The organism is Nocardia sp. NPDC020380 (assembly GCF_044386975.1).
Classification (GTDB): Bacteria; Actinomycetota; Actinomycetes; order Mycobacteriales; family Mycobacteriaceae; genus Nocardia.
Genome location: NZ_JBIRVQ010000007.1, coordinates 353,892 through 374,646 on the forward strand (window position 1 = coordinate 353,892; position 20,755 = coordinate 374,646).

At 68.1% G+C, this 20,755-nt stretch carries 16 protein-coding genes; 8 read left to right on the top strand and 8 right to left on the bottom strand.

Annotated elements, in window-relative coordinates; all coding sequences use genetic code 11:
* Positions 1 to 68: 68 nt before the first annotated feature.
* Complete coding sequence (locus ACH438_RS21265; protein WP_397007711.1) at positions 69 to 2,009, top strand: CocE/NonD family hydrolase; 1,941 nt, start codon at positions 69 to 71, stop codon at positions 2,007 to 2,009.
* On the opposite strand, the gene ACH438_RS21270 is transcribed toward ACH438_RS21265, so the two are convergent.
* Positions 2,006 to 3,472, bottom strand: coding sequence for an MFS transporter (locus tag ACH438_RS21270; protein ID WP_397007713.1), 1,467 nt, complete (start codon positions 3,470 to 3,472; stop codon positions 2,006 to 2,008). The two genes, ACH438_RS21265 and ACH438_RS21270, sit on opposite strands and share 4 nt — an antisense overlap.
* 86 nt (positions 3,473 to 3,558) lie before the next feature.
* A complete protein-coding gene (locus ACH438_RS21275) occupies positions 3,559 to 3,813 on the bottom strand; it encodes a hypothetical protein (RefSeq protein WP_397007715.1) in 255 nt (84 codons plus the stop codon).
* A gap of 185 nt (positions 3,814 to 3,998) precedes the next feature.
* Here ACH438_RS21275 and ACH438_RS21280 point away from each other — a divergent pair, with 185 nt between their 5' ends.
* Both ACH438_RS21280 and ACH438_RS21285 read left to right on the top strand, forming a co-directional pair.
* Positions 3,999 to 5,909, top strand: a complete 1,911-nt coding sequence (locus ACH438_RS21280) for a DUF6301 family protein (protein WP_397007717.1) — start codon at positions 3,999 to 4,001, stop codon at positions 5,907 to 5,909.
* 67 nt (positions 5,910 to 5,976) lie between these two features.
* Positions 5,977 to 6,615: a class I SAM-dependent DNA methyltransferase gene (locus tag ACH438_RS21285; RefSeq protein ID WP_397007719.1), complete on the top strand. Its 639-nt coding sequence runs from the start codon at positions 5,977 to 5,979 to the stop codon at positions 6,613 to 6,615.
* On the opposite strand, the gene ACH438_RS21290 is transcribed toward ACH438_RS21285, so the two are convergent.
* Positions 6,605 to 7,051, bottom strand: coding sequence for a winged helix-turn-helix transcriptional regulator (locus ACH438_RS21290; RefSeq protein ID WP_397007721.1), 447 nt, complete (start codon positions 7,049 to 7,051; stop codon positions 6,605 to 6,607). The two genes, ACH438_RS21285 and ACH438_RS21290, sit on opposite strands and share 11 nt — an antisense overlap.
* Positions 7,052 to 7,117: 66 nt before the next feature.
* On the opposite strand from ACH438_RS21290, the gene ACH438_RS21295 reads away from it, so the two are divergent.
* The 3 genes from ACH438_RS21295 (at position 7,118) to ACH438_RS21305 (ending at position 11,272) form a co-directional block, all read left to right on the top strand.
* Positions 7,118 to 8,023 (top strand): NADP-dependent oxidoreductase, encoded by a 906-nt coding sequence (locus ACH438_RS21295; protein WP_397007723.1) that lies wholly within the window; start codon positions 7,118 to 7,120, stop codon positions 8,021 to 8,023.
* 106 nt (positions 8,024 to 8,129) lie between these two features.
* On the top strand, positions 8,130 to 9,665 hold the full coding sequence (locus tag ACH438_RS21300) for an FAD-binding protein (protein ID WP_397007725.1): 1,536 nt from the start codon (positions 8,130 to 8,132) through the stop codon (positions 9,663 to 9,665).
* 35 nt (positions 9,666 to 9,700) lie between these two features.
* A complete protein-coding gene (locus ACH438_RS21305; protein WP_397007727.1) occupies positions 9,701 to 11,272 on the top strand; it encodes a phytoene desaturase family protein in 1,572 nt (523 codons plus the stop codon).
* Here the strand turns inward: ACH438_RS21305 and ACH438_RS21310 are convergent.
* The 3 genes from ACH438_RS21310 to ACH438_RS21320 form a co-directional block, all read right to left on the bottom strand.
* The gene (locus ACH438_RS21310; protein ID WP_397007729.1) at positions 11,253 to 11,891 is read right to left on the bottom strand and encodes a methyltransferase domain-containing protein; all 639 of its coding nucleotides are present in this window, start codon (positions 11,889 to 11,891) and stop codon (positions 11,253 to 11,255) included. The two genes, ACH438_RS21305 and ACH438_RS21310, sit on opposite strands and share 20 nt — an antisense overlap.
* Positions 11,888 to 12,781: a LysR family transcriptional regulator gene (locus tag ACH438_RS21315; protein ID WP_397007731.1), complete on the bottom strand. Its 894-nt coding sequence runs from the start codon at positions 12,779 to 12,781 to the stop codon at positions 11,888 to 11,890. The genes ACH438_RS21310 and ACH438_RS21315 overlap by 4 nt, the downstream gene beginning before the upstream one ends.
* Positions 12,782 to 12,859: 78 nt before the next feature.
* Positions 12,860 to 13,780 carry a LysR family transcriptional regulator gene (locus ACH438_RS21320; protein WP_397007733.1) on the bottom strand — a complete coding sequence of 307 codons (921 nt, stop codon included), beginning with the start codon at positions 13,778 to 13,780 and terminating at the stop codon, positions 12,860 to 12,862.
* A 281-nt stretch (positions 13,781 to 14,061) separates the two neighbouring features.
* On the opposite strand from ACH438_RS21320, the gene ACH438_RS21325 reads away from it, so the two are divergent.
* Positions 14,062 to 15,621 (top strand): threonine/serine exporter ThrE family protein, encoded by a 1,560-nt coding sequence (locus ACH438_RS21325; RefSeq protein ID WP_397007735.1) that lies wholly within the window; start codon positions 14,062 to 14,064, stop codon positions 15,619 to 15,621.
* On the opposite strand, the gene ACH438_RS21330 is transcribed toward ACH438_RS21325, so the two are convergent.
* The gene (locus ACH438_RS21330) at positions 15,598 to 16,224 is read right to left on the bottom strand and encodes a GDSL-type esterase/lipase family protein (RefSeq protein WP_397007737.1); all 627 of its coding nucleotides are present in this window, start codon (positions 16,222 to 16,224) and stop codon (positions 15,598 to 15,600) included. The genes ACH438_RS21325 and ACH438_RS21330 overlap by 24 nt on opposite strands.
* Positions 16,225 to 16,474: 250 nt before the next feature.
* Here ACH438_RS21330 and ACH438_RS21335 point away from each other — a divergent pair, with 250 nt between their 5' ends.
* The gene (locus tag ACH438_RS21335) at positions 16,475 to 18,904 is read left to right on the top strand and encodes a flippase-like domain-containing protein (RefSeq protein ID WP_397007739.1); all 2,430 of its coding nucleotides are present in this window, start codon (positions 16,475 to 16,477) and stop codon (positions 18,902 to 18,904) included.
* Between the two features lie 75 nt (positions 18,905 to 18,979).
* Here the strand turns inward: ACH438_RS21335 and fadD5 are convergent, their stop codons facing one another.
* Positions 18,980 to 20,545, bottom strand: coding sequence for a fatty-acid--CoA ligase FadD5 (fadD5, locus tag ACH438_RS21340; protein ID WP_397007741.1), 1,566 nt, complete (start codon positions 20,543 to 20,545; stop codon positions 18,980 to 18,982).
* Positions 20,546 to 20,755 lie beyond the last annotated feature (210 nt).

Genomic DNA, 20,755 nt, shown 5'->3' on the forward strand with positions numbered 1-20,755 from the left:
GTTTGTTGCTGAAAATTAGCTTAGATATTGTGATGCGGCACACGTACGGGAGGGATTACCGTCGATCAATGAGGCGGAACCGGTTGCGTCGCACTCGTATCGCTCGGGCAGGGGCGGTGGCCGCAGCGGCCGCGCTCGTCGCCGCGGGTTGCGGTAGCTCGGCCGATACCGCCAAGACCAGCGATTCCTCCTGGCCACCCACCGGCGGGCGAGGTTCCTGCGCGGTAACCAAGCAGCAGGACGTGCCCGCGACCATGCGCGACGGCGTGGTGCTGAAGTCCGATGTGTACCGCCCGCAGACCACCGACAAGGTGCCGGTCATCCTGATGCGCACGCAGTACGGCAAGGAGGAGGCGCAGATCCAGCCGTTCCGCTATCAGACGCCGGACTGGTTCGCCTCGCACTGTTATCTCGTTGTGGTGCAGGACATTCGGGGCCAGGGCGCGTCCGGCGGCACCTTCACCGAGTTCCAGAACGATATGAACGACGGCTACGACTCGGTGGAATGGGCGGCCGGGCTATCGGGTTCGAACGGCAAGGTCGGCATGTACGGCTCGTCGTATGTGGGTGCGACGCAATGGCTCGCGGCGGTGAGCACCCCACCCCACCTGACCACCATCGTTCCCGCCAATACCGCCTCCGACTACTACGACGGCTGGACCTACGAGGGCGGCGAGTTCCGCCTCGCCTTCGTGGAGCCGTGGGCCATGGGCACCATCGGCGAGACCGCCGCCCTCGACCGGGGCGACAAGGCGACGGCCCAGCAGCTGCAGAACGACAGCAATGACTACACCCGCTGGCTGAATTTCCGCCCATACCAGCAGTTCCCGCCTTTCCACCCGGGCGATCCGGCGGTCGCGCCCTGGTTCTACGACTGGATCAAGCATTCCTCGCGCGACACCTTCTGGAAGCAGTGGAGCATCCGCGACCGCTACCCGGACGTGAAGGTGCCCGTACTCGATTTCGAGGGCTGGTACGACGCGTTCCTGGCGGGCGGCACGCAGAACTTCTCCGGCATGGTGGCCAATGGCGGTTCGCCGGAGGCGCGGGCGAATCAGCGCCTGGTGATCGGCCCGTGGGATCACGTCGGCTGGGGCCGTCCCGGTGCGGACGTGTCCGCGCCCATGCTGAACACCTTGGGCGCGGTGGGCAGCAGTCCCATCAATGATCTGATGCTGGCCTGGTACGACCATTTTTTGAAAGGGCAGAGCCTGAAGGGTAAGGACGACAAGGTTTCCGGTCAGCCGCGCGTCGACTACTTCCTGATGGGTGCGAACCGCTGGAAGTCCGCGACCGCCTGGCCATTGCCGAATACCCGCTGGACCACCTATTACCTGTCCGGTCCGGGCGGCCCCGGCCTGGCCGGCCGCGCGGGTGCGCTGGCCACGGACGCCCCGAAGGCGCAGCAGCCCGACACCTACGATTACAACCCGCTGGACCCGGTCCCGAGCGCGGGCGGTCATTCCTGTTGTGGCGCGAATTCCGGCCCGCAGGGCCCATACGACCAATTCGTGGTCGAGCAGCGTTCCGATGTGCTGACCTACACCACCGCCCCGGTCACGTCGGATACCGAGATCACGGGTCCCGTACAGCTGAAACTGTGGGCCGCCTCCACCGCCCGCGATACCGATTTCACCGCGAAGCTGGTGGCCGTCGCCCCCGACGGGTCCTCGATCAATCTGAACAACGGCATCATTCGCACCGCCTACCGGGATTCCCTGGAGAACCCGTCACCCATCGACCCGGGCAAGCCCTACCAGTACACGATCGACATCTGGCCCACGAGCTACCTGGTGAAGGCCGGCTATCGCATTCGCGTGGAGGTCTCCAGCAGCGACTATCCGCAGTTCGCCCCGAATCCCAATACCGGTGAGCCGTTCGGCCAGTCCACGAATACCCAGCTCGCCACCCAGACGATCTATCACGACCCGGATCATCCATCGGCGCTGATTCTTCCGATCATTCCCGCCGGCGACAACGGCACGGAGACGTTCCCGATCGAGCACTAACCGACCGAATTCACCTCTTGCGCATGCTGAGCCGCGGCCACCTGCCGCGCCGTCAGCCGAATGAACAAGGCCGCCACCGCCGCGAGCCCCGCGCACACCGCACAGCCGAGCAACGCGAGCATGTACCCCTTGCCGAGGGCATCCAACTGTGCGGCGGTCATCCCGGACGGCGGCCCGTCGATCCCGCCGAGCGCCCGCGTCCTGGCGGTCGCCAGCCCGCCGATCACCGCGAGTGCCACCGGCCCACTGAGGGTTTGCGCAACGGAGGTGATCGCCGTCAGCGGCCCGATCTCCGAATCACCGACGCCGACCAGCGCGCACAGCGGCAGCGGCACCACGGCCAGCCCGATCCCGAACCCGATGGCGAGAATCGGCGGCAGCAGATCGGTGAGATACCGGGCCCCAGAATCGAGGGTGGATCCGAAGATCAGTCCCGGAACCACGATGAGCCCGCCCGCGAAGACCAGCGCCCGCGGCGGCATCCGGGCGGCCAGCTTGCTCGCGACGGCCGAGCCCACCGCCAATCCGAGCCCGAACGGCACGAACGCGAACCCGGCCCGCAACGCGCTGTAATGCAGGATGTTCTGCACGAACTGAGCAATGTAGACGCTGCCGCAGAACAGCGCGGCGGCCGCGAAAGCTATGGATACGAACGTGATCAGCCGATCCCGCTCCGCGAAGAGCCGCAAGGGTAGTAGCGGCCGGGACGCGGTCCGCTCGACCCATAGGAAGACGGCCAGCAATGCCAGCCCGCCGATCACTCCGGCAGCCACCACCGGATGAGTCCACCCGAGTTCGGTGCCCATACTCACCCCGAACACGAGCGCCGTGCAGCCGGTGGTCGCCAGCACCGCGCCGAGCGCATCGAGTTCCATTGGCTCATCATCGGTTTCGACGAGCACCTTCCGCGCGAACGGAATGATCACCGCCCCGATGGGCACATTGATGAGGAAGATCCACCGCCAGGACAGATCGGTGAGCGCGCCACCGAGAATGAGCCCGGTGAACGATCCCGCACCCGACATGGCCGCGGAGATGGCAATGGCCTTGTTCCGCGCCGGCCCCGCCGCGAAAGTGGTTGCTATCAGCGCCAATGCCGCGGGTGAGGCGATCGCCGCGCCGCTGCCCTGCAGGGCGCGAGCCGCGATCAGCATCCAGCCGTTCAGCGCCGCCCCGCACAGGAGCGAGGACACCGTGAACAGCGTGACCCCGCAGAGAAACATCTTCTTGCGCCCGAACCGATCACCGAGCCGCCCGCCCAGCAGCATGAGCCCGCCGAACGCCAGCGCATAGGCGACAACCGCCCAGTTCCGTCCGGCATCGGATAGCCCGAGATCGTCCTGCAGCTTGGGTAAGGCCAGGTTGGCCACGGTTCCGTCGAGTACGACGAGTAGCTGTAATCCGCTGAGTACGAATATCGCCGGGCCGAAGGCCCGGTCCGTCACCGGTTCGGTATCGACCACACAGCCACGCTACGGGACACTGCGGCCGGGGCTTCTCGTCGTGATTCTCTGCCCTACCGAGAAGCCCCGGGCCGCAGCTCGACTGATCAGTTGCCGCCGAAGAGGGCGCGACCGATCAGTTGGCCGAGGGCCTGGCCGGAGCCGCTGGCGCTGCCGGACCCGCCGTTGTTGTTGCAGTTCTGGGTGGCGAGCGGCCCGTCGCCGCCCCAGGTGCAGTTGACGTCGGAGGTGTAGGGCTGCAGGGGAATTTCGGCGCTCGCTGCGCCGGCCGAGGCGAGCAGGCCGGCGGCGATGACGGCGCCGGTCAGCGCTGCGCGCACGGCAAAGTTCTTGGTGTTCATGGGTTTCCCTCCCGATTCGCCGCTCCCCGCAGCGGAAAATTACTGTGACGCAGATTTCCTGCACCCGTGACAGTACGGCATGAAAACGCGCCGGTATGTCTGTTTATCGCATGCTTCTGTTCGGAAGAATCCGGTCGCGCCGGAAGCCTGTTCCGATGGGCGCGGACCGGGGTTAGGGTCGCTGGGTGGGTTTCGAGGTTCGGGTGGATATCGCGGGCGCGGTCGAGATCGTCAGGGCCGCGGTGGGGTTCGAATGGCACTGGGGCGCCGCGGATGTGGCCGGTTTCGCCCGGCGGATGGGGTGGAGTACGCCGCTGCCGGTGGGCACCTTCCGATCCGGTGCGGTGTTCGCGCGGACGGGCTTGCAGGTCTGGTGGGATTCGGCGCTGTTCTGGGGCAGCGAACACGGGCTCGACTATGTGCGCATGCCGATCTCGGATTGCCCGTCCCGGTCGGTTTTCGCCGGTGACGAACTGCTCGCCGACGCCCTGGCCCGGGCCACCGCCGCCTTCACCGAGCGGTGGGGTGAACCGGAGAGCACCGACGCCGGTCCCGCCGAGGGTGTGGCCTGGCGTTTCCCGAACCTGTTCGCAGGCTTGACGATCGGCGCGGACACCATAGACCTGCTGCTGGTAGCCCCGGCGCAGCAACGCTATTGGATGGATATGCGGCACGAGGCCGCCCGCCGCCGCACCGCGCTCGGCGGCTGGGGCCGGCTCACCGAACAGCTGGCCGGATTCCTGGACGGGCTGCCGGTCGAGGCCCGGCTGGTGCTCACCGCACCCGGCGGCCGATACCTGCAGTTCACCGCCGAACCGGAACGTCTGCACTGCGAACTCAGCCGCAGCGAATTCATCGACCCCACCTGGCGATACGGCACGGAGACCGAAAAGGAACTGACCGCTCAGGGCTGGACCGCCGCCCCCGACGCGAACTGGTGGCGGGCCCTGACCCGCGGCTCCGGCAATATCGCGCTGAGCACCCTGGCCCGGCAGACCACCGACGCCCTGCGCCTGCTCGGCGTCACCGCCGCCACCGAACTGGTGGCCGATGCCTGGGTCGAGGGCGGCGAGGATCTCGATACCAGCGCCCTCGGCATCCCCGAACATCCGACCGCGCGCAGCCAGCGCGCCGAATTCCTGCGCCGCCACACCGCTGTCGAGGCCGATGCCGAACCGCTGCGCATCGATGTCCCCGGCGGTGTCGAGATCGCCCGCGCTGCCCGCGATTTCGCCTGGACCTGGACCCGCGCCGATGTGGCCGCCTTCCTCGAGGTGACCGGCTGGAAGCCGGTGCACGAGCCGCGCGAGGGCGAACGCGAGGTGTGGGCGGACACCGAAGTCCGAGTGGAGGGCCCCCGCGCCCGCTTCACCTTCGACGGCGACCGCCTGGAATCGGTGTGCGTCACTCTCAGCGACAGCATCGAATCCTTCCTCTACGACGAGGGTCTCCCCGCCGAGGTGCGCGAGCAGCGCACCGCCGCCTTCACCCGCGCCTTCGACGGCTTCCGCTCCGAATTCGGCACGCCGGTGCACGCCGTGCTCTGGCATGCGCACGGCCCGGTCTGGCCGTCCGCGCGCCTGTCCCTGGGCCTGGTGGCCGATGAGGACACCGTGAACCTGCACCTGGTGAATCCGGCGGAACGCGAGCGCCGGCTGATCATCGAGCAGCAGCAGGCCGCGCATCGGGCGCGCGATCGCGAGTGGGGTCAGTTCTTCGACGATCTGGCCGGGCTGGCCACCGATCTCACCCCGGACGGGCAGCTCACGGTGGACGGCGGCGCCGACAATCGGGCCCGCATCGACCTCGACGGCGAGACGGTGCGCCTGGAACTGTCCAGCGCCACCGCCCGCCACCTGTCCCCACGCGTGCTGCGGTTCATGCTCCGGGACGGCTGGCTGGCGCCCGACAGCCGATACCCGTTGTGGCGCATCACCCTTCCGCTGCCGGCACTGCCCCGCGATTACCGTTTCCTGGCACAGCTCAGCGTGTGGCCGTTACGCGCCCGCATGGGCCCGGAGATGCCGTTACGGGTGCGGCTGGACGGTGTCGAGCAGCCGCTGCGATTCCCGTCCACGGGCGCGGCGCGGCAATGAGACCCGGGCCGAGGCGGCGGTGCGCCGTGTTCCCGGACGTGTCACCGCATCGATCTAGAGTCGAGGCGTGAGCGAAGCGGCAGATGTGCGGGTGACCCGCGAGGCGTATGACGATATAGCCGAGCGGTATACGGCAATGTTCCAGCGGCATCTGCACGACAACCCCTTCGAGCGCGCCATGCTCGATGTCTTCGCGGCCTCGGTCGAGGAGAACTCCGGCGGCCCGGTCATCGATATCGGCTGCGGGCCCGGCCGGGTCACCGGCTATCTGCAGGCCGCCGCGGTGGATGTCTCCGGCATCGATCTGTCCCCGGAAATGATCCGCATCGCCCGCGAACTACACCCGGACCTGCGGTTCGAGGTGGGCACCATGGAACACCTCGACGTCCCGGACGCGGCGCTGGCCGGAATCGTGGCCTGGTACTCCATCATTCACATGCCGCCACCGCGGGTCCCCGCGGTGGCAGCGGAATTCGCGCGGGCGCTACGCCCCGGCGGGCAACTGCTGCTCGCCTTCCAGGCCTCCGATGAACCGACCGGAATCCAGGACTACCCGCACAAGGTGGCCCCCGGATACCGTTGGGCCCCCGACACTCTGGCGGCCGAGCTGGAACGCCACGGCTTCCGGGTGACCGCCCGCCTGGTGCGGGATCCCCGCCCGGACGAGTGGACTCCGCACGCCTGCCTGCTCTGCGTCAGGCAGTGACCGGCCGCACCGTTCGCACCGTGACCGGTTGCGGTTCCTGGGCCGCGCGCTCGTCGAATTCGGCTCGCGCGCGGTTGATTTCGTCGGCGTTCCGCACCGCCCACTGCCCCATGGCATGGGTGACGACACCGAGGTCCGCGCCCATCTCGGTGAGCGCGTATTCGACCCGGGGCGGGACCGTCGGGTAGACCGTACGGCTGACCAGCCCGTCGCGTTCCAGATCCCGCAGCGTGCGGGTGAGCACCTTCTGGGTGATGCCGTCGAGGCGGCGGCGAAGTTCGTTGAATCGGACCGGGCCGCCCGCCATCCGCAACGTGCCGAGCACGAGCAGCACCCACTTGTCGGCCAGCACCGACAGGACGTTCCGCGCGGGACAGTCCTTCACGTAGCTTTCGACGAGGTTCGGCGATTGTGCCCAGTCACAGACGGTATCCATCAGGTACCTCGGGATCGAAATAGTGCCTTCTTTCCAATGGATACTACCCGGTGCAGGATTCGAGTCATGAAGAAGATCAGGCAGGAAGTCTTCGGCGGACCGGAAGTTCTGCGGGTCGTGGAGGCAGATATCCCGCAGCCCGCAGCCGGTGAAGTACTGGTGCGGGTCGCCGCCGCCGGGGTGAATCCGGCGGATTGGAAGCTGCGCGAAGGCCAGGTGGAGAAGCTGGGCCCGCCGCCCTTCACCCTCGGCTTCGACTTTTCCGGCACGGTCACCGAGGCCGGCCCCGGCGTCACCGAATTCCGGCCGGGCGACGAGGTTTTCGGCATGGTGCTGAGCCGGGAGGGCGCCTACGCCGAATACGTCACCGTCCCGGTCGATTTCATCGCCCTCAAGCCCGAGTCCCTGGATCACGTGCATGCCGCCGCGCTGCCGACCGCGGTGCTCACCGCCTGGCAGGCGCTCACCGAAGTGCAGCCGGGGCAACGGGTGCTGGTGCATGCCGCGGCGGGCGGGGTCGGTCATCTCGCGGTCCAGATCGCCAAGGCGGCGGGCGCGTACGTGATCGGCACCGCGCGGACGGCCAATCACGAATTCCTGCGCGAGCTCGGCGCGGACGAGCTGATCGACTACACCACAACCGATTTCACCACCGCCGTCACCGAAATCGACCTCGCCTTCGATCTGGTCGGCGGCGACTACACGGCTCGTTCCCTGCAGGTGCTGCGCCCGGGCGGCCGTGTGGTGGACGCCCAGGGCGAACCGCTGGACGATCCGCGCTACCACCGCCACTACGTCAGCCCGTCCGGTGCCGATCTGCGGACGCTCACCCCCCTGCTGGAGAGCGGCCGGCTGCGTGGCGAGGTCGAGCGCGTGCTGCCGCTGGACGAGGTGGTCGAGGCGCACAAGCTCAGCGAATCCGGCCGGGTGCGCGGCAAGATCGTGCTCATCCCGTGGGGCGCCGCCGCCTGACCAGCGGAGGACGCTCCGATTCCTGCCCATCGAGACACTTCCTGCGGGCACTGTCCCCGGCCGTTTAGCGTCGGCTCGGGGACCGCGTCTTTTCAGGGAGTAATCGGTGACGGACTGGAACGAAGAAGTCGATGTGCTGGTGGCCGGCTCGGGCGGCGGCCTGGCCGGGGCGTATACCGCGGCGCGCGAAGGATTGTCGGTGGCGGTGGTCGAGGCCACCGAGAAATTCGGTGGCACCACGTCATTCTCGGGCGGCGGCGGTGTGTGGTTCCCGGGTAACCCGGTGCTGCGCCGGGCCGGAGTGGATGACAGCTTCGAGGACGCGCTCACCTACTTCCGCGCGGTGGTCGGCGACCGCACCCCGGCCGACCTGCAGGAAACCTATGTGCGCAAGGGCGCCGAGGTGATCGAGTACCTGGAGCGGGACGCGGCGTTCTCCTTCCAGATGTTCCCGTGGCCCGACTATTTCGGGAAGGCGCCCAAGGCCCGCCTGGACGGGAAGCGGCACATCATCCCGACCCCGCTGCCGGCCGCCGAACTCGGCGCAATGAGCGAGCAGGTACGCGGCCCGCTGGGCAATGACCGATACGGCGGTCCCGCCCCCGAACTGCTCATCGGCGGGCGGGCGCTGGTGGGCCGGTTCCTGCTCGGATTGAGCAAGTACCCCAATGTTTCCCTGCACCTGAACACCGCACTGGTGGAGCTGGTGATGGAGGACGGCGCGGTCGTCGGGGCGATCGTGGAGCACTACGGCGAACGCCGCGCCATCCGCGCCCGCAAGGGCGTACTGCTGGCCGCCGGTGGATTCGAGGGCAATGACGAACTGCGGCAGCGCTACGGCGTGCCCGGCGTGGCACGGGACACCATGGGGCCCTGGGGAAATCAGGGCAAGGCCCTGGAGGCCGGTCTGTCCGCCGGCGCCGATACCGATCTCATGGATCAGGCCTGGTGGTCGCCCGGACTCGTGCATCCGGACGGGCGCGCTGCCTTCGCGCTCTGGTTCACCGGCGGCATCTTCGTGAATCAGGCCGGTGAGCGTTTCGTCAACGAGTCCGCGCCCTACGACCGCCTGGGCCGCGACATCATCGAGCACCTGAACGACGGCTCCGCGACCCTCCCGTTCTGGATGATCTACGACGACACCGAGGGCCCGGTGCCGCCGATCAAGGCCAGCAATGTGCCCATGGTCGACACACAGCAGTACGTCGACGCCGGACTCTGGCGCACCGCCGACACTCTCGAAGAACTCGCGGAACTGATCGGCGTACCCGCGGAGGCCCTGGTCGCCACCGTGGCCCGGTTCAACAAGTTCGCCGCCGCGGGCGTGGACGACGACTTCTGCCGTGGCGACGAGGCCTATGACCGTGCCTTCTCCAATGGCGAACCGCCGCTCGCGCCGATCGTGCGGGGTCCGTTCCACGCCGCCGCCTTCGGCATCTCCGATCTGGGCACGAAGGGCGGTCTGCGCACCGATACCGCGGCGCGCGTACTGAATTCGGCGGGCGAGCCCATTCCGGGCCTGTACGCCGCGGGCAACACCATGGCCGCGGTGAGTGGCACGGTCTATCCCGGCGGCGGCAATCCGATCGGGGCATCCGTGTTGTTCAGTCATCTAGCGGCACTCGACATGACCGCGAGGTAGCGATACCGCCGCCCCGGATGTGATCCGATGGGTTCATGACACACACCGGTAGGACGCAGTACGACGTGGTCGTGGTGGGCGGCGGTCACAACGGGCTGGTGGCGGCCGCGTATCTGGCGAAGGCCGGGCGCTCGGTGCTGGTGCTGGAGCGTCAGGACCACACCGGGGGCGCGGCCGTGTCCGAGCGGGTCTTCGCGGGCGTGGATGCGCGGCTGTCCCGGTTCTCGTATCTGGTCTCGCTGCTGCCGGATCGGATCGTGCGGGATCTGGGGCTGCGCTTCGAGACCCGGAAGCGGCGCATCTCCTCCTACACGCCGGTCGGCGAGCACGGTCTGCTGGTGGACAACGGCTCGGCGGCGGGCACGCGGGAGAGCTTCGTCGAGACCACCGGTTCCGATCGGGATTTCGAAGCGTGGCAACGCTTCTACGCCATGACCGGGCAGCTGGCGCAGCGCGTCTTCCCGACGCTGACCCAGCCGCTGCCCACCCGCGCCGAATTACAGCGCACCGTCGACGATTCCGCCGCCTGGGAGGCCGTTTTCGAACGGCCGCTGGGGGAATCGGTCGAGGCCGCGTTCACCGATGACACCGTGCGCGGCGTGGTGCTCACCGATGCGCTCATCGGCACCTTCACCCACGCCCACGACCGGTCGCTGCTGCAGAATCGCTGCTTCCTCTACCACGTGATCGGTGGCGGCACCGGCGACTGGGACGTGCCGGTCGGCGGTATGGGCGCCCTGACCGATGCGCTCGCCGACGCGGTCCGCGGGGCGGGTGCGCGGATCCTGACCGGGGCCACGGTCACCGGGATCGAAACCGACGATGTCACAGCCGAAGTGCGGTACACGCGGGCCGGCGCGGAGGAGACGGTGCACGCGCGGCACGTGCTGGTGAACGCCGCGCCGTACGAGCTCGCGCACCTGCTGGGCGAGGAGGCGGAGAAGCCGGAGGGCGCCCAGCTCAAGATCAATATGCTGCTGCGCCGCCTCCCGGCCCTGCGCGACACCACGATCGATCCGCGCACCGCGTTCGCCGGCACCTTCCATATCGCCGAATCCGCTACTCAGCTCGAGCACGCCTACCGCGAGGCGGTATCCGGCCGGCTGCCCTCGGCGCCGCCCTCGGAGATCTACTGCCACACCCTGACCGACCCGTCCATTCTCGCGCCCGAGCTGATCGAGCACGGCATGCACACGCTGACGCTGTTCGGCCTGCACACTCCCGCACGGCTTTTCGCCGACGATCCACGGGGCGCGAAGGAGCGGCTGGTCGATGCCACCCTGGCGCAATTGGATTCGGTGCTGGCCGAACCCATCCGGGACTGCCTGGCGACCGATGCGAATGGTGAGCCGTGCCTGGAGGCGCGGACTCCGGTCGAACTGGAACAGGAGATCGGCCTGCCCGGCGGGCACATCTTCCACGCCGACCTGTCCTTCCCCTATCTGACCGGTGGCGCCGATACCCTCGCCGCCCGTTGGGGTGTCGGCACCCGGCACCGCAATGTCCTGCTGTGCGGGGCGGGCGCGGTGCGCGGCGGCGGGGTCAGCGGCATCGGCGGGCACAATGCCGCCATGGCGGTCCTCGCGGTCACCGCAGCGACTGAGTGATCCGCCAGAGGCGGCGCGGGAGCTCGCCCTCCTCGAAGGAGTGGCGTTCGCGCAGTTCCCAGCCTCTGGCCACGGCATCGACCAGGGCCGTGGAGAAGAAGTGCACGGCGAAACCGGCGTGCTCGAAAATATCGTCGCCCCGGGCGATTCCGCTGTTGTAGTGGGCGTCGTCGGTATTGCGGACGGTGTAGACGAAGACGCCGCCGGGGCGCAGCACGCGGCGGATCTCGGCGACCAGGTCCAGGATCTCGACGGTGCTCAGGTTCATGCACAGCAGCATGTGGGCGAAGACGGCGTCGACGCTGTGGTAGCGGAGCGGGATGGGCTGGCGCACATCGTGTTCCAGTGTCTCCACCCGGTCGGCGACGCCGAGTGAGCCGGCCCGCTCCCGCAGCTGTTCCAGCGCGATGGCGCTGAAGTCGGTGGCACGGACGCGAAAACCCTGCTGTGCCAGGTAGATCGCGTCACGGCCGTGACCGGCGCCGAGCTCCAGCACCTCGCGGGCATCGGCCGCGCCGAAGATCTGCGCGGCGTACACCGCGGCCGCGGAGGGCTGCTCGCCGTACATTTCCGGATGCGTCCGGTACGTCCGCTCCCAGTGCTGATGCTGATCGGTCATGCGCCACACACCTGTACGCAGCAGCGGACGAAGTCGCGGACCATCGGATTCACGTCCGCGGACGCGGGCCAGGCCACCGCCACCCGGCTCGGCCCGATGCCGCGCACGGGGCGATAGACCACCCCGGGGCGGGGGTAGTAGCGGGTCGAGGACTCCGGTGTGAAGCTCATGCCGAAACCATTGCCGATGGCGGTCAGCCATTCGTCGGTATTGCGGGCAATCGCTCCGATGACCGCCGTGTCGGCGGGGCGCGCGTCGGTGCCGATCCAAAAGTCGCGCCACCAGCCATTTTCGGGAGGGGAGGCGACGAACGGTTCGCCCCAGAGTTCTTCGAAGTCGATCTCTTCCCGGTCGGCCAGGCGGTGCGTCGCGGGCATGGCGATATAGCGCGGCTCCTCGAACAACTCCTCGGTGCGATAGCGCTCGTGTCCGGGGAACGGCAGGCGTACGAGCGCGGCGTCCACATCGCCGTCATCGAGACCGGCCGACGGATCGGTCCAGCCGAACTGGCGCATGTCGATTCGCCAGCCGGAATGGGCGGCACCGAACGCAGCCACGATCTCCGGTGTGAATTCGTTTGCGGCGCTGGCGATGAAGCCGACACGCAGGACCTTCGCGGCGCGGCTGGCCCCGGATTTCGTCTCCCGCAGCATGTGATCCCAGCCGGTCAGCAGCCCGGGCGCATATTCGGCGAACACGCGCCCGGGTTCGGTGAGGGCCATCCCCGTGCGCGAGCGCACGAACAGCTCAACCCCCAACTGCTGCTCCAGCTGCTTGATCTGTTTCGTCAGCGCGGGCTGGGACACGTACAGCCGCTGCGCGGCCCGAGTCAGATGACCTTCCTCGGCGACGGCGACGAAATACCGCAGCAGCCGCGTATCGATGTCCATGTCATCAGGTTATGGAAACCAACTCTCGAGGCTCTCAGGGGCAACCCCTGAAACCCCCACAAAGATGAGGTGGAGCCCCTACGAGGTGCGGCGGCCGTCGTGGCCCTGGTGGCCGACGATGTCGGTGCAGCAGCGAATGAAGTAGCGCAGCACGGGATCCGCCTCCGAGGCGTCCGGCCACACCAGGGCGACCCGGGTGGGTCCGATGCCGTGGACGGGCCGGAAGACCACGCCGGGGTAGGCATTGGTGCGGGAGGTGGAGGCCGGGGTGAAGGACACGCCGAAGCCGCCGGCGATGGCGCGCAGCCATTCGTCGGTATTGCGGGCGATGGCGCCGATGATGGCGGTGTCCGCGGGCCGCGCGTCCAGGCCCATCCAATAGTCGCGCCACCAGCCGGTTTCCGCGGGCGAGGCGACGTACGGTTCGTCCCACAGTTCGCGGAAGGCGATATCGTCGCGTTCGGCCAGCGGATGATCCGCGGGCAGTGCGATCCAGCGTGGTTCGGTGAACAGTTCGCGCACGTGGTACTCGCCCTGGCCGGGGAAGGGTAATCGGAGCAGCGCGACATCCACGTCGCCCTCGTCCAGTCCGGCGGTGGGGTCGGTCCAGCCGCCCTGATGGATGTCGACCTGCCAGTCGGGGTGCAGGCGGTGGAAGACCTGGATGATCTCCGGGATGTAGCCGTCGGCCGCGCTCTGCACGCAGCCCAGCCGCAGTACCCGCGAGGCCCGGGAGGCGTCGCTCTTGGTGTCGCGCAGGATTCGATCCCAGTTGGCCAGCAGGTTCGGCACCTGCTCGGCCAGCACCTTGCCCGCGGCGGTCAGCGTCCAGCCCGCCCGCGAACGAATGAAGAGCTCCACCCCGAGTTGCTGTTCCAGCTGCTTGATCTGCGTGGCCAGGGCGGGCTGCGCGACATGCAGGCGTTGCGCGGCCCCGGGGAGGTTCTCCATTTCCGCGACCGCCAGGAAGTAACGCAGCAGTCGCGTATCGATATCCATGCCACCCAATTTATGGAGGAGGACCAAATCTCGTGAACTTCGAGGGGCCAGGCCCCTGAAACCCCGACTGCCCGGGCAGGCATTCGTGACGGTATCGCACCCGGCCCCGCCGGGCAGATGTTATGGCCGGTTCAGCCGAAGGTGGGACTCGTCACGGTGGGCGAACTCACCCGCCGGGTGGCGCGGCCGATCCCGGTTCCGCGCAGGTTAGGGTTTTTTAGCCACGATGTTGCTGTCTCCGGCCCGGCGAGTAGAACTGAAGCGGAATCAGGAGGCGATACATGAGTGCGACGAGCCCGCGGCATCTACGGACGCGGCCTCGGCGTGCGGCCACCGCCGGAGTCCCGGTCAGCCGGCGACTGACGAGCGTGGCCCGCCGGGCCGGTGATGTGGTCGACGAGTGGCTGGTCAATCGCGTGGTGCACCGCGCGGGCGCGCACGAGATCCACGATCCGCCACCGCCGGAGGAACCGCCGGTCTCCGCGGATCTGCTGAATCTGTTGCGGCTGCTGGGCGTCATGCTCATCGGCGCGGGTGAGACCACCGATCGCGCCCAGGCCATTCTCGACGACACCGCCTGCCGCTACGGCGCCAACGATGTCCAGTTCTTCGTGCTGCCCACCGGAGTGTTCGTGCGCGTGCAGGATTCGCGCGGTTCGGCGGTTGACCTGCAAGTGGCCGGGAACGACACGCTGCGGCTGGATCAGATCGCCGCGCTGTACAAACTGCTGGACGGCTTGAAGCACGAACTCCCGCCGCCCACCGAGGTCACCGCCGGCCTGGAGGCGATCCTGGCCGCGCCGCCCCCGACCGCCGTCTGGCTCATGTTGCTGGGCAATGTGATTCTGACCGTGGGCCTGGGCCTCATGCTGGATCCGACGCCGCAGGCGCTCATCGGCTACGCCGTCCTCGGGCTGGCGGTGCAGCTGCTGGTGATGCTGGCGGACCGTTTCCAGCTGCTGTCGCTGGCGCTGCCGGTCACGGCGGGCGCGGTGGTCACCTTGCTGGCCTACGGTTTTCCGCACGCGCTGGGCGGCGGTCAGCCCTCGCAGTTGCTGATTCCGGCGGTCGCGGGCCTGCTGCCGGGTGCGACGCTCACCAATGGCGCGATCGAACTGGCCACCGGGTCCATGGTGGCGGGTTCCGCGCGCACGCTGGCGGGCCTGAACAAGCTGCTGCTCTTGGCCTTCGGCATCTACATCGCGCTGCAGATGATGGGACCGCAGCCGCCCGAGTTCTCGTATCTGCACACGGTCGGCTGGTGGGCGCCGATCCTGGGCGTGCTGCTCATCGGCATCGGGCATTCGTGGCGGTCCAGTGCGCCGCCCAAATCGTTGTTCTGGCTGCTGCTGGTCCTGTATGTCACGTTCGTGGCGCAGCAGTTCGGGATTCGGGCCGGTGGGCCGCTGCTGGGCGCGTTCCTGGGTGGCCTGGTCGCGGTGCCGGCCGCATATCTGGTGCAGCGCAATCGGAATGCGCCGCCGACCCAGGTGGCGTTCCTGCCCGCGTTCTGGATGCTGGTGCCCGGCGGTATGGGGCTGACGGCGGTGTCGGATCTGGTGAACAATTCGCACGGGGTCAACGGCCTGCAGGTGCTGATCAATGTGCTGTTGTCGGTGCTGGCCATCGCGCTGGGCGTGCTGGTCGGATCGGGCCTGACCAATACCCGCAAACGCGGCTCGGCGTCGGTGATGGATTGGCTGCTGCCGCCCGCCGCGCATCCGGCGCACCGGGTCGCGGTCGTGCACGATGCGGTGGGCGCCCCGCCCGCCGCGGCCGATGCGGTGGCGGAACGGGATTCGGCCACCGTGCCGGAGTCAGCGGAGGGTCGGCAGCCCTGAGCCGGGATCGGCCAGCCACAGCAGCCAGTGCGGTACCAGCAGGGCGGCGAATTCGTCGTAGCCCGCCGCGCCCGGGTGGTAGCCGTCGCCGGCCGCGACGTCCTGCATCCAGATCTTGTTCTCCAGCAACGGTTGATGCGCCCGCAGGTAGGGGACGCCGAGTCCCTCGCAGAGCTGGGCGAACTTCTCGTCGAGCACCTCGAGCCGATGATTGTGCGCGGGATCGACATTCGGCGGCGGCGCGACAACCAGTGGCTGCCAGCCGTTTCCCTGCACGCGGCGCAGGATCGCGTCCATGTTGGCCACCGACTCGACCGGATCCACCCGGGGCATACCGCGTTCGAGCACGCTGTCGTTGACGCCGGTGGAGATCACCACCCGGCAGTCCGCGCCCTCGGGTAGTCGGCGCTTGCACTCGGCTTCCCACCGGGTTCTCAGCTCGCTGCTGGTTTCGCGGCGTATACCGAGGTTGTAGAACGTGAGAGGCTGTCCGGCGGCAATGGCGCGGGTGGCCAATCTGCCCGCCCAGCCCAAGCCCTTCTGGTCACCCACCCCCGCAACGAACGATTCCCCCAGAAAGCACACACGGAGATCGAGCACCACGGATCGATCCTTGCACGCCGTTGCCCGGAACGCCGCGAAGATCAATTAAGCCGGAAAAACAGGGGTATCGCGGGGGCGCCTGACACGCCCGGTGGCAGGTGACGGGCCGGGCAGATCTCAGCCGCAGGCAGCGACGGGTTACGGTAACTCGGCGTGTTGGGTGCACGGTGCTGCCGTCGCCTGCCGCATACTCACACGAGCCGACCATGGGACCGCAGGTGTTCCCACGATCCGAAAGCGCCGATAGGACATGCGAGTCGACGGGCGGGAGATCCCCGTCTCCGGCAGCCTGCTGCAGCCGCGGATCCGCCGGACCAGTGACATTCTGCGCGTAATGCTGTCCGTACTCCTGGTCGCGATCGTCATCGCGGGCTCGCTCATCACGCGGCCCAAATGGGAGGCGCTGGAGAAATCCGTCTCCAACATCCTGGGCTTCCTGACGCCGGAACAGTCCAATCTCGTCTACATCCTCTACGGCATCGCGATTCTGGCGCTGCCGTTCGCGATCCTGGTGCGGCTCGTGCTGCGCCGGCAGTGGAAGCTGCTGGCCGGGTTCCTGTCCGCGGGCCTGATCGCGCTGGGCCTGTTCTCCATCACCGGTACCGGTTTCACGGCGCCGCGCTGGCATCTGTCGCAGCCGCAGCAGGTCAATACGTTCCTGTCGCAGTTCCTCGACGATCCGCGCTGGATCGCCATGCTGGCGGCGGTGCTGACGGTCGCGAGCCCGTGGCTGCCCAAGCGCGCCCGGCGGTGGTGGTGGACGCTGCTGCTGGCGTTCGTGCCGATCCACCTGTTCGTCAGTCTGGTGGTGCCCGCGCGGGCCGCGCTGGGGCTGGCGGTGGGCTGGCTGGTGGGCGCGGTGATCGTGCTGGTGGTCGGCACTCCCGCGCTGGAGGTTCCGCTCGACGCGGCGGTTCGGGTGCTGGCGCAGCGCGGTTTCCGGGTGACGGCGTTCAAAGTGCTGCGGCCGGCCGCGCGCGGGCCGCTGGTGCTGTCGGCGAGCACCACCCCGTCCGCCGAGCTGGGCGCGTCGCTGAACAACGGCAACGGCGGATCCGCTTCGCCGGACAATGAACTGATCATCGAGATGTACGGCGCGAATCAGCGCAGTCGCGGCGCCCTGCAGATGTTGAAGCGCTGGCTGACGATTCGCGCGAGTGAGTCCCCGGCGCCCTTCGCGTCCATGCGCCGTGCGGTCGAGCATCGCGCGCTCATGGGCTTCGCCATCGCGGATCTGGGGCTGGCCAGCAACAAGCCGCTCACCGTGGCGGCGCTGGAACGCGGCTGGATGGTCTACGCGCATACCGTCACCCAGGGCCGATCACTGGCCGCCTCCGACAGCGCCCGCACGCTGACCAAGGTGTGGGAGACGCTGGGCGTCATGCATCAGGCGCAGATCTCGCACGGTGATCTGCGCACCGAGGAAATCCGCATCATGCCGGACGAGACCGTGCTCTTCGGCGGGTTCGTGCAGTCCGAATTCGGTGCGTACCAGGCCCGTTTCGAATCCGATGTGGCGCAGCTGCTGCTGTCGGCGACCTCCCTGTTCGGCGCCGAGATGACGGTGCGCACCGCGCTGGAGGCGCTCGGCAAGGAGGCGGTGCTCAGCGCCTCCGCGCGGCTGACCCGCACCGCCATGCCCGCGCATGTGCGCAAGGCGGTGCCGGACGCGGGCGAGCTGATGAAGGCCATCCGCGAGGAAGTGCTGGAGCAGACCGGGCAGGACAAGATCGAGGCCGCGCAGATCACCCGGTTCTCGCGCAATCAGATCATCCAGCTGGTACTGCTCATCGGCCTTGTCTACGTGGCCTATCCGTACATCAGCCAGGCCCCGACCTTCGCGTCCGAACTGGGGAATCTGCACTGGGGGTGGGCGGCGCTCGGGCTCACCGTATCGGCGCTGACCTATGTGGGCGCGGCAATGGCCTTGTGGGCGTGCGCGTCCGAGGCCGTGCGGTTCCGCAATCTGCTGATCATGCAGGTGGCCAATACCTTTGCGGCCACCACGACGCCCGCCGGTGTCGGTGGCCTGGCCTTGAGCGTGCGGTTCCTGCAGAAGAGCGGCCTGGGTGCGGTGCGCGCGACCGCGGCGGTGGCCTTGCAGCAGACCATTCAGGTGGTCACGCACGTGGTGCTGTTGCTGATCTTCGGTGCGCTGGCCGGTGTTTCGACGAACCTGTCGCATTTCGTGCCCAGCGCCACCGTCCTGTACCTGGTGGCGGGTGCGCTGCTGGGCTTGCTCGGCGCCACCATGTTCATCCCCAAGGTGCGCAAATGGCTGGTGCACGAGGTGCGCCCGCAGCTGGCGGAGGTGCTCGAACAGCTCAAGGATCTGGCCCGCAAGCCGTGGCGGCTGGCCATGATCGTGGCCGGTTGCGCCACCACCACGCTGGGCATGGCCCTCGCATTGTGGGCGAGCATCGAAGCCTTCGGCGGCAGCACGACTTTCGTGACGGTCACCATCGTGACCATGATCGGCGGCACGCTGGCCTCGGCCGCGCCGACACCGGGTGGTGTGGGCGCCGTCGAGGCCGCGCTGATCGGTGGGCTCGCCGCCTTCGGTGTGTCGGCGACGCTGGCGGTGCCCGCCGTCCTCCTCTACCGGGTGCTCACCTGCTGGCTCCCGGTCTTCTGCGGCTGGCCGCTCATGCGCTGGCTCACGTCCCGCGACATGATCTAGATCCTCTCCGGCCTATACAAACTCGCGCCCGTTGCGGTAGCAACGGGCGCGAGAGACCACAGAGAGAATCCCGGATTACGCCGAATACTGCTTGCGCAGTTCGACCTTCACGACCTTGCCGCTGGCGTTGCGCGGGAGTTCGGGGACGATCACCAGGTGCTTGGGGTGCTTGTAGCGCGCCAGTGACTCGTTGAGGAAGGGTTCCAGCTCTTCGAGAGTCAGGTCGTCCGCCCCTTCGACGAGTGCGACCACCGCGACCGGCACCTCGCCCCACTTCTCGTGCGGCCGGCCGACCACCGCGGCCTCGTGAATCTTGGGGTGCGCGAACAGGACGTTCTCGACCTCGGCGCAGTAGATGTTCTCACCGCCGGAGATGATCATGTCCTTCTTGCGGTCCACCACGTAGACGAACCCCTCCTCGTCCTGGCGCACCAGGTCACCGGAGTGGAACCAGCCGCCGTGGAAGGCTTCCGCGGTGGCCTCGGGCTTGTTCCAGTACTCGGACATGAGTGTCGGCCCGCGGTAGACGATCTCGCCGATCTCACCGGGCGCGACATCGTTCATCTCGTCGTCGACGATGCGGGTCTGGATGGTCGGGATGGGCTTGCCCACCGAGCCGATCTTGCGCAGCGCGTCCTTACCGTCGAGCACGCAGGTGATGGGCGACATCTCGGTCTGCCCGAACACCGCGACATTGAAGGCGCCGGGGAAGCAGTCGGCCATGGCCCGCAGCACCGTGTCCGAGGCCGGGGCGGCGCCCCAGCACAGCGCCTGCAGGGCCAGTTTGCGCTGCTTGACCGTCGGCTCCTCGCAGATGAGCTGCCACTGCACCGGGACGCAGAAGGCGGCCGAGGCTTGTTCCGCCTCGACGGCGTCCAGCCATTCGGTGGCGTCGAACGCGCCCAGCGGATGCAGGACGGTCTTGCCGCCGAGCATGAAATACGGTGTGAGGCTGCCCAGTCCGGCGATGTGGAACAGCGGCGAGGTGCAGAAGCCGATGGCGTCCGCGCCCAGATCCATGGCCCGGATACAGGTGAGGGCCTGCGCGCTCATGTTGGCGTGCGACAGCACCGCGCCCTTGGGCGCGCCGGTGGTGCCGGAGGTGTACATGATGAGGCAGGGCGTGTCCTCCGGAATGTCCAGCGGCGCATGGGGTTCGCCCGGTTCGGCGAGGAAGTCGTCGTAGCCGATGACGCCGTCCGCGGTCTGCCCGTTGATGACCACGATGGTGGACAGGTCCGGGGCCTGCGCCGCGACGCCTACCGCGAGCGGTTGCAGCAGGTTGTCGGTGACGACGGCCTTCGCGCCGGAGTCGCTCACGATGTAGGCGACCTCGGGCGGGGTGAGCCGGAAGTTCACCGGTACCGCGATGGCGCCCACGGCATTGATGCCCATGACCGCCTCGATGTACTCGGTGTAGTTGAGCGCCAGGATGAGCACGCGGTCGCCGAACCCGACCCCTCGACGGGCGAGCGCGTCGGCGAACTGCTCCGACCGCTCGTGCAGCTGCTGCCACGTGGTGTCCACGCCCTTGCACCGGAAGGCGACCCGGTCCGGGCGCATGATCGCGTGCGTCGCTATCTGGTTGACCCAGTGGTTGCGTCGCGAGCGGATCGGTTCGTCGAGCGGCTGCAAGGTCATGCGGTGTCCTTTCACGCTGATCGAGCGTGAGAATAGCAACTAACTTTTTGGCGTGACAAGGGTTACAGAGAAGGTTCCGCCATAAATTTATCAGTGCTTCATTTCGCAGCTCAGAGGGCACAAAATGATCTAACACCAGGTCAGTGCCCGGCCCGGTTATCCACAGGTTGACCCTGGCGAGATCGTTTGAGGTGCAAACTCCGACTCACA